The organism is Pseudomonas sp. Q1 (assembly GCF_009935975.1).
GTDB lineage: Bacteria > Pseudomonadota > Gammaproteobacteria > Pseudomonadales > Pseudomonadaceae > Aquipseudomonas > Aquipseudomonas palleroniana.
The window spans coordinates 39,292-53,424 of sequence record NZ_QODI01000014.1 but is presented as its reverse complement, the minus strand read 5'-3'; the positions used below and the strand labels follow the sequence as shown (position 1 = coordinate 53,424).

The 14,133-nt window shown below is 60.9% G+C and carries 13 protein-coding genes; 10 read left to right on the top strand and 3 right to left on the bottom strand.

The window, feature by feature from the left end:
- Positions 1–18 precede the first annotated feature (18 nt).
- Complete coding sequence (locus DK870_RS21455) at positions 19–1,848, bottom strand: sigma-54-dependent Fis family transcriptional regulator (protein ID WP_161549626.1); 1,830 nt, start codon at positions 1,846–1,848, stop codon at positions 19–21.
- A gap of 340 nt (positions 1,849–2,188) precedes the next feature.
- Between DK870_RS21455 and DK870_RS21450 the strand changes: the two genes are divergently transcribed.
- The 6 genes from DK870_RS21450 to DK870_RS21425 all read left to right on the top strand — a co-directional run bounded on the left by DK870_RS21450 (position 2,189) and on the right by DK870_RS21425 (position 8,240).
- Positions 2,189–3,283, top strand: coding sequence for an ABC transporter ATP-binding protein (locus DK870_RS21450; protein ID WP_090372380.1), 1,095 nt, complete (start codon positions 2,189–2,191; stop codon positions 3,281–3,283).
- Positions 3,283–4,380 carry an ABC transporter ATP-binding protein gene (locus DK870_RS21445; RefSeq protein WP_161549625.1) on the top strand — a complete coding sequence of 366 codons (1,098 nt, stop codon included), beginning with the start codon at positions 3,283–3,285 and terminating at the stop codon, positions 4,378–4,380. The genes DK870_RS21450 and DK870_RS21445 overlap by 1 nt, the downstream gene beginning before the upstream one ends.
- The gene (locus DK870_RS21440; RefSeq protein WP_060755593.1) at positions 4,377–5,243 is read left to right on the top strand and encodes a carbohydrate ABC transporter permease; all 867 of its coding nucleotides are present in this window, start codon (positions 4,377–4,379) and stop codon (positions 5,241–5,243) included. Before DK870_RS21445 ends, DK870_RS21440 begins: the two co-directional genes overlap by 4 nt.
- A 10-nt stretch (positions 5,244–5,253) precedes the next feature.
- Positions 5,254–6,054 carry a carbohydrate ABC transporter permease gene (locus DK870_RS21435; protein WP_161549624.1) on the top strand — a complete coding sequence of 267 codons (801 nt, stop codon included), beginning with the start codon at positions 5,254–5,256 and terminating at the stop codon, positions 6,052–6,054.
- 10 nt (positions 6,055–6,064) lie between these two features.
- Positions 6,065–6,337: a DUF2160 domain-containing protein gene (locus DK870_RS21430; RefSeq protein WP_104994099.1), complete on the top strand. Its 273-nt coding sequence runs from the start codon at positions 6,065–6,067 to the stop codon at positions 6,335–6,337.
- A 160-nt stretch (positions 6,338–6,497) separates the two neighbouring features.
- Positions 6,498–8,240, top strand: a complete 1,743-nt coding sequence (locus DK870_RS21425) for an ABC transporter substrate-binding protein (RefSeq protein WP_060755590.1) — start codon at positions 6,498–6,500, stop codon at positions 8,238–8,240.
- A 291-nt stretch (positions 8,241–8,531) separates the two neighbouring features.
- Here DK870_RS21425 and DK870_RS21420 read toward each other — a convergent pair whose 3' ends face one another.
- Positions 8,532–8,963, bottom strand: a complete 432-nt coding sequence (locus DK870_RS21420) for a hypothetical protein (RefSeq protein ID WP_060755589.1) — start codon at positions 8,961–8,963, stop codon at positions 8,532–8,534.
- 168 nt (positions 8,964–9,131) lie between these two features.
- Between DK870_RS21420 and DK870_RS21415 the strand changes: the two genes are divergently transcribed.
- Positions 9,132–10,133 carry an ABC transporter substrate-binding protein gene (locus DK870_RS21415; protein WP_161549623.1) on the top strand — a complete coding sequence of 334 codons (1,002 nt, stop codon included), beginning with the start codon at positions 9,132–9,134 and terminating at the stop codon, positions 10,131–10,133.
- 77 nt (positions 10,134–10,210) lie between these two features.
- Here the strand turns inward: DK870_RS21415 and DK870_RS21410 are convergent, their stop codons facing one another.
- The gene (locus DK870_RS21410) at positions 10,211–10,999 is read right to left on the bottom strand and encodes a helix-turn-helix domain-containing protein (protein ID WP_104994096.1); all 789 of its coding nucleotides are present in this window, start codon (positions 10,997–10,999) and stop codon (positions 10,211–10,213) included.
- 85 nt (positions 11,000–11,084) lie between these two features.
- Here DK870_RS21410 and DK870_RS21405 point away from each other — a divergent pair, with 85 nt between their 5' ends.
- The 3 genes from DK870_RS21405 (at position 11,085) to DK870_RS21395 (ending at position 13,855) form a co-directional block, all read left to right on the top strand.
- The gene (locus tag DK870_RS21405) at positions 11,085–12,083 is read left to right on the top strand and encodes a bile acid:sodium symporter family protein (protein ID WP_060755586.1); all 999 of its coding nucleotides are present in this window, start codon (positions 11,085–11,087) and stop codon (positions 12,081–12,083) included.
- 104 nt (positions 12,084–12,187) lie between these two features.
- Positions 12,188–12,547: a type 1 fimbrial protein gene (locus DK870_RS21400; protein ID WP_161549622.1), complete on the top strand. Its 360-nt coding sequence runs from the start codon at positions 12,188–12,190 to the stop codon at positions 12,545–12,547.
- A 123-nt stretch (positions 12,548–12,670) separates the two neighbouring features.
- Positions 12,671–13,855 (top strand): sugar transporter, encoded by a 1,185-nt coding sequence (locus tag DK870_RS21395; RefSeq protein ID WP_161549621.1) that lies wholly within the window; start codon positions 12,671–12,673, stop codon positions 13,853–13,855.
- Positions 13,856–14,133: the final 278 nt, after the last annotated feature.

Below are 14,133 nucleotides of genomic sequence, written 5' to 3'. Positions count from 1 at the left end.
CGTATGAGCGGGGCGGGCTCAGCCGTCGTTCTGGCGCAGACGCTTGTACAGGGTATTGCGGCTGACGCCCAGTTCCCGAGCAAGGTGGGAAATGTTCCCGCCCACTGCCCTCAAGCGTTGTGTCAGGTCCAGGTCATCAACTGGGTATGCCTGGCGCGGTGGCGAAGCACCTTTGAGGTCGACAAAAAAGTCATCCGGCAGGTGTTCAGGGCGCACCGGCTGGTCTTCCGCCATCGCCAACGCGACCTGCAACACACTGCTGGCCTGGCGCAAGTTCCCCGGCCACGGGTGTTGCTCGAACAACCTCAGCACCTCAGTGCTTAAACCGGCGCGTTGGGTGGGTTCCCGGTGTTGCTGCCACAGTTGCTGGAACAGTGCCTGCTTGTCGGCGCGCTCGCGCAGGGGCGGCAACTCCAGGGCCAGGCCGCCAATGCGGTAGTACAAATCTTCACGAAAGCGGCCGGCCTGCACCCACTCGCGCAACACGCGATTGGTCGCCGAGATAATGCGCAAATCCACCGGGAACAGTTGGCTGCTACCCACCGGTTGCACGCAGCGCTCCTGCAGCACCCGCAGCAAACGGGCCTGCGTCGGCAGCGGCATATCGCCGATTTCGTCGAGGAACAACGTGCCCTTGTCGGCCTTGCGGATCAGGCCAATGCTGCCTTTCTGGCTGGCGCCGGTGAAGGCGCCTTTTTCATAACCGAACAGCTCCGACTCCACCAGTTCCGCAGGAATCGCCGCACAGTTCACCGCGATAAAGGCCTGCCGGCTGCGGGAACTGGCCAGGTGCAGGGCCTTGACGAACACCTCTTTGCCCACGCCGGTCTCGCCATGGATCAGCAGCGGGATATCCTTCTCCAACAGACGCTCGGCCTGGCGCACGGCCTTCTCTACGCGGCTATCGCCGAAGTGCAGGGCGTTGAGGCCAATCCCGCTGGGGCTTGGCGATGTCGGTTCACTCGGCGCTGGCGCCGTGAAGACCCGCGCCTGCACAGGGGTTTTCTTCGGCCGTTTCAATACGCATTGGAAGCGGTTGCGTCCTGCGGCCTGGAGTGAAAACGGCAACCCCTCCGGTTGGTTCAGCAACTCCAGCAACGACACTTTGAACAAACTGTCGATCATCACTCGCGACAGGCTGATGCCCAGCAAATTATCCGCGCGACGGTTGGCCGACAGCACCTGGCCGCTCTCATCAAAGATCAGCAGGCCCGCCCATTGGCTGTCGAGGTTGTTCAGGCCCGTGTTGAAGGTCAGTTGGAAATGTTCGCCGCGAAACAGGTTGAGGATCAGCCGGTTCTCCACGGTCTGGCTCATCATCTTGACCATGCCCAGGGTGTGGGAGGGGGGCAGGTAGCTGTCACTGGATACATCCAGCACCGCGATGATTTCACGCTGCGCATCGAAGATCGGCGCGGCCGAGCCGGTCATGAAGCGGTTGGCCTTGAGGAAATGCTCGTCGTGCTCGATATGCACCGCTTGGGCACAGGCCAGCGCCGTGCCGATGGCGTTGGTGCCGGTGGCGCGTTCCTGCCAACTGGCCCCGGCATTGAACCCACGCGCGAGGGTCGGCGTGATAAAGCGCTGGGTGCCCCACGAGGTCAGGACCTGTCCCTGATTGTCGGCCAGCATGATCAGGCAGTTGGAGTTACTGAGGATGTTTTCGTAATAGGGCAGCACTTCCTGATGGGTGGTCTGCACCAGAGAGTGCTGGCTTTCCAGCAATTGGCTGATGCCCTCGGCGGGCAGCAGGTCGAAGCTGGGAGCACTCTGGTGGTCCAGGCCGAAGGCGCGGCAACGGCGCCAGGATTCCTGGATAAGCGTGTCGTGAGCCAAGGGAGCGGCCATGGGGCGACCTTCTTTTTATTGTTATGGGATCTTGCACAATCCAGCGGTCATGTGGGAGGGGGCTTGCTCCCGATGACGGTACGACCGCCACCCATGAATCGACTGACACACCGCCATCGGGAGCAAGCCCCCTCTCACAATTGACCTGCATTGTGTGGGCGATCGAGTCTGAACAGTGTTGTTCAGTACTGTTCATTGTCAACCCCAGGTTGTTCATTTGTGTTCACGCTTGAACAGACTGTTTTGCGCTTTTCCTTGCACATCAAACGCTTGTGGTTTTGGCATGAATCTGGCTCTGACATTGGGCCAGATTCATTCCAATAAGAAAAAAGGGCGCGCCATGTCATTGACCCTGGAACATGTGTCCCGCGTCGTCGAAGGTCAAACCTGGATCGACGACGCCAACCTGCGCTTCGAGGCCGGGTCGTTCAACGTATTGCTCGGCCGCACGCTCTCCGGCAAAACCAGCCTGATGCGCTTGATGGCCGGCCTGGACAAGCCCGACAGCGGCCGCATCCTGATGAACGGCGTGGACGTCACCCAGCGGCCGGTGCGCTTGCGCAACGTGTCGATGGTGTACCAGCAATTCATCAACTACCCGACCATGACCGTGTTCGAAAACATCGCCTCGCCATTGCGCCAAGCGGGGATGGCCCAGGACCTGATCCAGAGCAAAGTGCTGGAAACCGCCAGGATGTTGCGCATCGAAAAATTCCTGCAACGCCACCCGCTGGAACTGTCCGGTGGCCAGCAGCAGCGTACGGCCATGGCCCGTGCACTGGTGAAAGACGCCGAACTGATCCTGTTCGACGAGCCGCTGGTGAACCTGGACTACAAACTGCGTGAAGAACTGCGCCAGGAAATGCGCGAACTGTTCAAGGCTCGCCACACCATCGCCGTGTATGCCACCACCGAACCCAACGAGGCCCTGGCGCTGGGGGGCACCACCACCATTCTTCACGAAGGCCGGGTGATCCAGAGCGGCAAGGCTGCCCAGGTGTACCACCAGCCGCAGACGGTGCTGGCTGCCGAGCTGTTCTCCGAGCCGCCGATCAACCTGATGCCCGGGCGTATCAGCGGCAACGAGGTGAGTTTCGCGAATTTTGTGCACTTCCCGTTGAATGTCGACCTGCGCGGGCTCGGTGAGGGCGAGTTCCGTTTTGGCGTGCGCCCCAGCCATATCAGCCTGGTGCCGAGCAATGATGATGATCTGGAGTTGGCCGTGACCGTGGAAGTCGCCGAGATCAGCGGTTCGGAAACCTTCCTGCATGTGCGCAGCGAACACTTCTTGCTGGTGCTGCACCTGCCGGGGGTGCATGAGTACGATGTCGACGCGCCGATCCGCGTGTATATCCCCACCCATAAACTGTTTGTGTTCGATGGCCAGGGGCGCTTGCTCCAGGCGCCCGGGCGTCGTATCGCGAGGGTTGCCTGATGGCCGAGATCCATTTGCAGAACCTTGCCCACAGCTACAGCCCTACGCCGAGTGGTCCAGAGGACTACGCCATTCGCGAAATGGACCACGTGTGGGAGCAGGGTGGTGCCTACGCGCTGCTGGGGCCGTCAGGCTGTGGCAAGTCGACCTTGCTCAATATCATCTCCGGCTTGCTCAGCCCATCCGAAGGCCAGGTGCTGTTTGACCGCCAGGTGGTCAATCAACTGACCCCGGAAAAACGCAACATCGCCCAGGTATTCCAGTTCCCGGTGGTGTACGACACCATGACGGTGTTCGATAACCTCGCATTCCCGCTGCGCAACCAGGGCATGGCCGAGGCGAAAGTGCACAGCAAGGTGCAGGAAATTGCCGAAGTCCTCGACTTGCAAAACCTGCTGGACAAAAAAGCCCGCAACCTCAGCGCCGACGAAAAGCAGAAAGTCTCCATGGGCCGCGGCCTGGTGCGTGATGACGTGTCGGCGATCCTGTTCGACGAACCCTTGACGGTGATCGACCCGCACCTCAAGTGGAAGCTGCGGCGCAAGCTCAAGCAGATTCACGAGCAGTTCAATATCACCATGGTCTACGTCACCCATGACCAGCTTGAGGCGTCGACGTTCGCCGACAAGATTGCGGTGATGTACGGCGGGCAGATCGTGCAGTTCGGTACGCCGCGTGAACTGTTCGAGCGGCCCAGCCACACCTTTGTCGGTTATTTCATCGGTAGTCCGGGGATGAATCTGATCGACGTGCGGGCCGAGGCGGGCGGCGTGGCGTTTGCCGGCACCTTGCTGCCGCTGCCTGAGGCGCTGCAGCAGCGCATCGTCGAGACGAACTACCGGAAACTGCAGGTGGGGATTCGCCCGGAATTTATCCACGTGTGGGACGAGCACAACCCTGACGCACTGCAGGCCGATGTCTGCCATCTCGAAGACCTCGGTACCTACAAGATCATGACCCTCAACCTCGACGGCGCCCTGCTCAAGGTCCGCCTGGCCGAAGACAAACCGGTGCCCGCAGGCAACGCCTCGATCAGCTTCCCCGCCCAGTGGCTGATGGTCTATGTCGACGACTACCTGCTGGAGGTGCAGCCATGAACAAGGTGCAGAACAACAAGGCCTGGTGGCTGGTGCTGCCGGTGTTCCTGCTGGTGGCGTTCAGTGCGGTGATCCCGATGATGACCGTGGTCAACTATTCGGTGCAGGACATCTTTGACCAGTCCAGCCGCTACTTTGTCGGCGCCGACTGGTACAAACAGGTGCTGCTCGACCCGCGTCTGCACGACTCATTGCTGCGCCAGTTCATCTACTCGGCCTGCGTGCTGCTGATCGAAATCCCCCTGGGCATTGCCATTGCCCTGACCATGCCGACCAAGGGCCGCTGGTCGTCGCTGGTGCTGATCATCCTCGCCATTCCACTGCTGATCCCCTGGAACGTCGTCGGCACGATCTGGCAGATATTCGGCCGCGCCGACATTGGCTTGCTCGGTTCCAGCCTCAACGCGCTGGGCATCAGCTACAACTACGCGGCCAACACGGCGGATGCCTGGGTCACCGTATTGATCATGGATGTCTGGCATTGGACGTCATTGGTCGCGCTGCTCTGCTACTCGGGGCTGCGCGCCATTCCGGATGTGTACTACCAGGCCGCACGCATAGACCGTGCATCGGCCTGGGCGGTGTTCCGGCATATCCAGTTGCCGAAGATGAAAAGCGTGCTGCTGATCGCCGTGATGCTGCGGTTTATGGACAGCTTCATGATCTACACCGAACCCTTCGTGCTCACCGGTGGCGGGCCGGGGAATGCCACCACGTTCCTGAGCCAGACGTTGACCCAGATGGCCGTCGGCCAATTCGACCTTGGCCCGGCGGCGGCGTTTTCCCTGGTGTACTTCCTGATCATCCTGTTGGTGTCCTGGCTGTTCTACACCGCCATGACCCATTCCGACGCCAACCGCTGAGGCCGCCAACATGAGCAAGCGCAAGGTCATTCCGCTGTTGGTCTACATCCTGTTCCTGCTGGTGCCGATCTATTGGTTGTTGAACATGTCGTTCAAGAGCAACACCGAAATCCTCGGCGGGCTGACGCTGTTTCCGCAGGATTTCACCCTGGCCAACTACAGGGTGATTTTCACCGACCCGAGCTGGTACACCGGCTACCTCAATTCGTTGTACTACGTGAGCCTGAACACGCTGATCTCATTGAGCGTGGCCTTGCCCGCGGCCTATGCGTTTTCGCGCTACCGCTTCCTTTGCGACAAGCACCTGTTCTTCTGGTTGCTGACCAACCGCATGGCGCCTCCGGCGGTGTTCTTGCTGCCGTTTTTCCAGCTGTATTCGTCCATCGGCCTGTTCGACACGCATATCGCAGTGGCCCTGGCCCATTGCTTGTTCAACGTGCCACTGGCGGTGTGGATTCTGGAGGGTTTCATGTCCGGCGTGCCCAAGGAAATCGACGAAACCGCCTACATCGACGGCTATAGCTTTCCCAAATTTTTCGTGAAGATTTTTATCCCGCTGATTGGTTCGGGCATCGGTGTCACGGCGTTTTTCTGCTTCATGTTTTCCTGGGTCGAACTGTTGCTGGCGCGCACCCTGACCTCGGTCAACGCCAAGCCCATCGCGGCGGTGATGACCCGCACGGTCTCGGCCTCGGGTATCGATTGGGGCGTGCTGGCAGCGGCGGGGGTGTTGACCATCCTGCCCGGCATGCTGGTGATCTGGTTTGTTCGCAACCACGTGGCGAAGGGCTTTGCCCTGGGCCGGGTCTGAGGAGTCGATCATGGAATGGATGGCCTGGACCACCCCCACAGCGCTGTTCTTCGGGGCGATTGCCCTGTTGCTGGTGGGCATGACCACATGGGAGCTGCGCTCGCCGAGTATTGCACGGCGCGGTTTTTTACCGATCAGCACCACCCGTGGTGATCGGCTGTTTATCGGTCTTCTCGGCAGCGCCTACCTGCATCTGCTGGTAATCGGCGTCACCGGCTGGAGCATCTGGGTGGCCGGCGTGCTGTCCCTGATGTGGCTGTTGTGTGTGATGCGTTGGGGCTAGACAAACGCCCTGTAGGAGCGAGCTTGCTCGCGAAAAACTCGAGAACACCGCGAGCATCCAGAATGCCCGCGTTATCGTTAACGATTTTCGCGAGCAAGCTCGCTCCTACAGGGGCTGTGTGGCGGTTGTAGTCCCGTTCGAAATTAACCAGGAGGTCTCTATGTTCGATAAAAACAATAAGCTGCGACATAGCATTTCATTGGCCGGCGTACTGGCTCTCAGCGGTTTGAGCGCTACGGCCTGGGCGGATGCGTATGAAGATGCCGCGAAAAAATGGATCGGCAGCGAGTTCAAACCGTCCACGCTCACCGACGCCCAGCAGCTCGAAGAGTTGAAGTGGTTTATCAAGGCGGCGGAACCGTTCCGTGGGATGAAGATCAACGTGGTGTCGGAAACCCTCACCACCCACGAGTACGAATCCAAGGTGCTGGCCAAGGCGTTCAGCGAAATCACCGGTATCAAGCTGACCCATGACCTGCTGCAGGAAGGTGACGTAGTCGAGAAGCTGCAAACCCAGATGCAGTCCGACAAGAATATCTACGACGGCTGGGTCAACGATTCCGACTTGATCGGTACGCACTTTCGCTACGGCAAGACCGAATCCATCACCGACCTGATGGCCAACGAAGGCAAGGACTTCACCTCGCCGACCCTGGATATCAAGGACTTCATCGGCACCTCCTTCACCACCGCGCCGGACGGCAAGCTCTACCAGTTGCCTGACCAGCAATTCGCCAACCTGTATTGGTTCCGTGCCGACTGGTTCGAGCGTCCGGAATTGAAAGCCAAGTTCAAGGAAAAATACGGCTATGAGCTCGGCGTGCCGGTGAACTGGTCGGCTTATGAAGACATTGCCAAATTCTTCAGCGAAGACGTCAAGGAAATCGACGGCAAGCGCATCTATGGGCACATGGACTACGGCAAGAAAGACCCGTCCCTGGGCTGGCGCTTCACCGACGCCTGGTTCTCCATGGCTGGCGGCGGCGACAAAGGCTTGCCTAACGGCTTGCCGGTGGACGAATGGGGCATTCGTGTGGAGGACTGCCACCCGGTCGGTTCCAGCGTGACCCGTGGCGGCGACACCAACGGCCCGGCCGCCGTGTTCGCCACCCAGAAATACGTGGACTGGATGAAAGCCTACGCTCCGCCGGAAGCGGCGGGCATGACCTTCTCCGAATCCGGCCCGGTGCCATCCCAGGGCAATATTGCCCAGCAGATCTTCTGGTACACCGCGTTTACCGCCGACATGACCAAGCCGGGCCTGCCGGTGGTGAACGCCGACGGCACGCCGAAATGGCGCATGGCGCCATCGCCGGTTGGGCCTTACTGGGAAAAGGGCATGAAGAAGGGCTATCAGGACGTCGGTTCCTGGACCTTCCTCAAGTCGACGCCGGAGAAACAGAAACTCGCGGCCTGGCTCTACGCTCAGTTCGTGACCTCGAAAACCGTCTCGCTGAAGAAAACCATCGTGGGTCTTACGCCGATTCGGGAGTCCGACATCAACTCCCAGGCCATGACCGACCTGGCGCCGAAACTCGGCGGCCTGGTGGAGTTCTACCGCAGCCCGGCACGGGTGGAGTGGACCCCGACCGGCACCAACGTGCCGGACTACCCACGCCTGGCGCAACTGTGGTGGAGCAACATCGCGGCCGCCGCCAGTGGCGAGAAAACCCCGCAACAGGCCCTCGACAACCTGGCCAAGGAACAGGACGCGATCATGACGCGCCTGGAACGCTCCAAGGTGCAGCCGGTGTGCGGTCCGAAAATGAACCCCGAGCGTGACGCGCAATACTGGTTCGACCAGCCGGGCGCGCCGAAGCCGAAACTGGCCAACGAGAAACCGAAAGGCGAAACGGTGGCTTACAGCGACTTGCTCAAATCGTGGGAGGCGGCGCGTAAATAAGCCTGTTCAGCTGGAAAAGCGGAAACCTGTGGAAGGGGGCTTGCCTTAATGCCAGTCAGTTAAATGGTGGGATGTAGAACACATCATCGTAGTGAGCGGGCTTGCCCCGCGCTGGGTGGCGCAGCCGCCCCAAACCCAGGCACCTCGGTTCTACTGAAATACCGCGGCGTCTTTGGTGGGGCGGCTTTGCCACCCAGCGCGGGGCAAGCCCGCTCACTACGGAGTTTGGTCGCGGCAGGTTCTCTAAACTGACGGGCATTAGGGCTTGCCTCCTTTCACGTTGCTCCCGATCTAGGCCGCCGCTTGTGGCTGGAGGTGCAGCTCACCTTCCACATCCTTGACCAACCCACTGGCCAGAAACAACGGTGCCAGGCGCTTGTGCAGTTGCGGCTCGACAAACTCCTTCACCGTGTCCAGTGCCAACACGCCGCTGAGCGGCAACTCGGCTTTGGTGTACGACAGCCATGCCTTCTTCAACGCCTGCAACACATCGCTACCCGCCGTGGCGGCGAAGCGGCGGTGGGTGGGTTTGCCGTCGAAGTTGAACGTGTGCTGGAACGCGTAGCCGGTTTCATCGCCATTGGCCGCCGCGCATCGAACACAGGTGCACGGGCCGTCGCCGAACGCGCTGTGCAGGTAGGCGTTGAAGTCCACCACGGGTTTGAGTGACAGGCGCTTATCCACCTCGAACAGGTCACCGGTCATTTTTTCGTCAGTGTTCAACGGCCATTTCCTCGCAGACATGTAGCTGTTTTTCAAAGCGCGAAACAATACCAGCCGAGCGGGGTTTTGGGGATTATTTGCATAACAATAGATCCCGATATTCTTTTCCCGTCTTAAAAATCGCCGCTACGCTCCATCACCTTCTTAAAAAGCGCGGCAGACCCCTACATGACTTTCAAGCGTTCCTCCCTGACCCTCCTGGCTGCTGCGAGCGCCTTGATCAGTCTCGGCGCCCAGGCCGAAGGCAAGATCAGCATCGCCCAGCAATTCGGTATCGGCTACCTGATCCTCGACGTGGTGCGCGACCAGCACCTGATCGAAAAACACGGCAAGGAACAGGGGCTGGACATCCAGGTGGAGTGGAACAGCATCTTCGGCGCTACCGCGATGAATGAGTCGCTGCTGGCCGGTGCCCTGGATGTGGTCTCGGCGGGTGTGCCACCCATGCTCACCCTGTGGGACCGCACCAAGGGCAAGCAGAACGTCAAGGCCATCGCCTCCCTCGGTTCGATGCCCAACTACTTGCTGACCAACAATCCCAAGGTGAAGACCCTCAAGGACTTCACCGAAACAGACCGCATCGCCGTGCCCGCCGCCGGCGTAGGGTTCCAGTCACGCACCTTGCAGATCGAGACCGCCAGGCAGTTCGGCGATGCGAACTACAAGAAATTCGACGATATTTCCATCAGCCTGGCCCATCCCGACGCGACCGCCGCGTTGATTGCCGGTGGTTCAGAGATCAATTCGCACTTCTCCAGCCCGCCGTTCCAGTATCAGGAGTTGTTGAACCCCAACGTGCACAAGGTGCTCAGTTCCTACGACATCCTGGGCGGGCCGGCGTCGTTCAACGTGCTCTACACCACGCAGAAGTTTCACGACGAGAACCCCAAGACCTACAAGGCGTTCTATGCCGCCCTGGCCGAAGCCGAGCAGATCATCAAGGCCGACAAACCGGCCGCCGCCAAGGCGTATATCCGTGTGGAGCAGTCCAAGCTGCCGTTGGACCTGGTGGAGAAAATCGTCCAGGACCCGGAGATCGACTTCACCATCGTGCCCCAGCGCACCTTTATCTACGCCGAGAAACTCCAGGAGCTTGGCGTGTTGAAGAACAAGGCCGGGAGCTGGAAGGACTACTTCTTTGAAGAGGCCCATGGCGGCAACGGCAGCTGACCGGCCTGTGGGATGAGGCGCTGTTATTGTGGCGAGGCAGCTTGCTGCCGTCGGGCCGCGAAGCGGCCCCAGCCAGATCAGCGAAAAAACTCACCTGGAGTGGCATCAAACTGCTGGCGAAACGCAGCAATGAACGCCGACGTCGACTCATACCCACACCCCAATGCCACATCCGTGACTCGCTCGCCTCGTTCCAGGGCGGGCAGGGCACTCAGCAGTCGCAGGCGCTGGCGCCAGGCGCGAAAGGTCAGCCCCGTGTCGCTCAGGAACAAGCGGCTGAGCGTCTTTTCGCTGACGCCCAGCTTCCCGCTCCAGTGCCCCAGCGTGGTCTGTTGCTCCGGGTGCAGGTTCAAACTGCGGTAGATCTGGCGCAGCCGTGGGTCATGGGGCAGCGGCAGCATCAAATCCACCTGCGGGGCGGCGGCGAGCTGGTCGAGCACCACCTGGGCCAGGCGTCCATCCGGGCCATCCTCGGCATACTCCACCGGCAGCTCGCTGAAGCTGCGGATCAACTCGCGCAATAAACTGCTCACCTCCAGCACCTGGCAGCGCTCGGCCGCCCAGGTAGTGACGCTGCAATCGAGGTACAAACTGCGCATTTCGGTATGCGGCGAACTGAACACGCGGTGCGGCACACCTGCGGGAATCCACACCGCGCGCTGGGGCGGTGCAACGAACCGGCCGGCACTGGTCTGGATTTCCAGCACGCCGGAAATCGCGTAGGAGAGCTGCACCCACGGGTGGCTGTGTCGGCGCGTCAAGGCGCGGTTGGGCAGGGATTCGGTACGCCCATACACCGGCCGCGGCAGGCTGGACAGCCCGGGGACACTGCGGCGCACGGTTTTATCATGTCCTTTCGGCGGCATTTACTGGCTCATTGGCGTTAGTCGGTAACAAGCCGTTACGTTAGAGTCGCGATGACGCGTTTTGCAACCCCTGGACGACTTGCTCATGACCCGCCCACGTTTTCTACCGGATAACTTCACCCTGACCCTGGTGGCCACGGTGATCATTGCCTCCCTGTTGCCCGCCACCGGGCCAACCGCCGTTGCGTTCGGCTGGGTGACCAACCTGGCCATTGCGCTGCTGTTTTTCCTGCACGGTGCCAAACTGTCACGCCAGGCCATCGTCGCCGGCGCCGGCCATTGGCGCCTGCACTTGCTGGTGTTCAGCCTGACCTTCGTGCTGTTCCCGTTGCTGGGCCTGGCGCTCAAGCCGTTGCTCTCGCCGCTGATCGGCAAAGACCTGTACATGGGCATGCTGTACCTCTGTGCGTTGCCGGCCACCGTGCAATCGGCGATCGCTTTTACCTCGCTGGCGCGCGGCAATATCCCGGCGGCGATTTGCAGTGCGGCGGCGTCGAGCCTGTTCGGTATCTTCCTCACGCCGTTGCTGGTGACGCTGTTGCTCAATGTCCACGGCGAGGGCGGCTCCACCGTCGACGCAATCTTGAAAATCAGCGTGCAACTGCTGCTGCCCTTTATTGCCGGGCAGGTTGCCCGGCGCTGGATCGGTGATTGGGTCGGGCGCAACAAATCCTGGCTGAAATTCGTCGACCAGGGGTCGATCCTGCTGGTGGTGTACGGCGCGTTCAGCGAAGCGGTGAATGAAGGCATCTGGCACCAGATCCCGCTGTGGGAACTGGGCGGTCTGGTGATCGCCTGCTGCGTACTGCTGGGCCTGGTGCTGGTGGCGTCGACGCTGCTGGGCAAGGCGTTCGGCTTTAACCAGGAAGACCGCATCACCATCCTGTTCTGCGGCTCGAAGAAGAGCTTGGCGACGGGTGTGCCAATGGCCCAGGTGTTGTTCGCCGGGGCGACCATGGGCGTGCTGATCCTGCCGCTGATGCTGTTCCACCAGATCCAGTTGATGGTCTGTGCGGCGTTGGCGCAGCGTTATGCCAAACGGCCGGAAAGCATTCCAGAATTGATGGGGCAAGTGGACCCGTAGGGGAGCGTCGCCTGGCTATCAGGCGATTCTTAAAGCGACGAAATTTCTCAAGTCTGCACCCGAACGGACGATGACCTTCTTAACAACCCAGAAGGAGCGTCGTCATGAACGTTATACGTTTGTCAGTGGTTACGGGCTTGCTCGCGGTATGGGCGGGGACCTGCATGGCCGCCTCCTCGGGGGTCATTCAATTTCACGGCAGCATTGTCGAGCCCGGTTGCGATTCCGCCACGCCGGGCGGCTCCACCGTGGCCTTCAATGGCTGCCCTCAGGCCATGCGCGGCAGCCGCTTCGACGTGCAGCCCGTGGGCAGCGTACAGGCGCTGGGCAATGCGACAGCCAACGTCAAGCTGTTGGCCGACAGCAGCAATGGGCGTTATTACGACCAACGGTATCTGCTGGTGGATGCGGGCGGAAAGCCGATTCAGTCGGGGGCCTATATCGTCACCATGACCGCGCCTTGATGACCCTGACGGCTTTTTGATCAGGAACATCGCTAACACACCGCCGAGAAACCTATAGAATGCTCGGCGGCGGCGCTTGTCCCGGGTGGCCGCTTGATCACCGTCAGAGTACCGCGCCAACCCATGAGCCTTTCAGCCACAACCCCCCAAGCCAACTGGCAACCGGTCATCGCCCTCGCACTGGCCGCGTTTGTGTTCAATACCACCGAATTCGTGCCCGTCGGGCTGCTCAGCGCCATCGGCACCAGCTTCGACATGCCCATCGCCAGCGTCGGGCTGATGCTCACCATCTATGCCTGGATCGTCTCGTTGACGTCATTGCCGGTGATGCTGCTGACCCGCAACGTCGAACGGCGCAAATTGCTCATCGTGCTGTTCGGCCTGTTTATCGCCAGCCACATCCTCTCCAGTATCGCCACCAGTTTTGGCGTGCTGATGCTCAGCCGTATCGGCATCGCGTTGTCCCATGCGCTGTTCTGGTCGATCACCGCATCCCTCGCGGTGCGCCTGGCGCCGGCAGGCAAACAGGTGCAGGCGCTGGGCCTGCTCGCCACCGGCACCTCCCTGGCAATGGTGTTGGGCATTCCCCTGGGCCGCCTGCTCGGTGAAGCGATGGGCTGGCGCACCACGTTCCTGGTCATCGGCGCGTTCGCAGCGGCCCTGGTGTTCTGGCTGGCGCGCACCTTGCCGTTGTTGCCGAGCCAGAACTCCGGCTCGTTGCGTAGCCTGCCGCTGCTGTTCAAGCGCCCGGCGCTGGTGGCGCTCTACGTGCTCACCGCCATGACGGTGACGGCCCAATTCACCGCCTACAGCTACATCGAACCCTTCGTCGAAGGCGTGGCCGGCATGGGCGGCAACGCCGTCACCCTGATCCTGCTGGTATTCGGCGGCGCCGGCATCATCGGCTCACTGCTGTTCAGCCTGATACACCGCTTCAACCCTCACCTGTTCGTGGTCGGCACGGTGTTCCTGTTGGCGGCGTGCCTGGCCTTGCTGCTGCCGTTGAGTGGCGCAGAGGCCTATCTCGTCGGCCTGAGCGTATTCTGGGGCATCGCGATCATGGGCTTCGGCCTGGCCATGCAGTCCAAGGTGCTGGTGCTCTCACCGGACGCCACCGACGTGGCCATGGCAATGTTCTCCGGCATCTACAACATCGGCATCGGCGGCGGCGCCCTGATGGGCAGCTGGGTCGGCAGCCACTTCGGCTTCGCCTGGATCGGCGCCGCTGGCGGGCTGCTGGCAACCCTGGCATTGATCGGCTACTGCCTGGCCATCCGACGCTTCGGGCAGGGCGTAACGCCCACCTGAATAGCCCATACACCGCCTGCCGTGCTTTTGATCTGCTTTTGATCTGCCTTTGATCTTGATCTCTGGCGCCCCGTTAAACCACGCTGGCCGAACGCAGGCTTGAATCCGTGGGTAACCCGGCAGGACGCCGGGTTAGCCGTCCTGGGCCAGGGATGGCCCATGACGGCGGCCCACGGATTCAAGCCTGTGTTCGGGCACACCGAGCCTGAGCGAGGTGCCGAGTGGTGGGGCAGGAGCCCTTTTGGTTACTTTTGGGGCTCTTTTCCAAAAGTGACCCG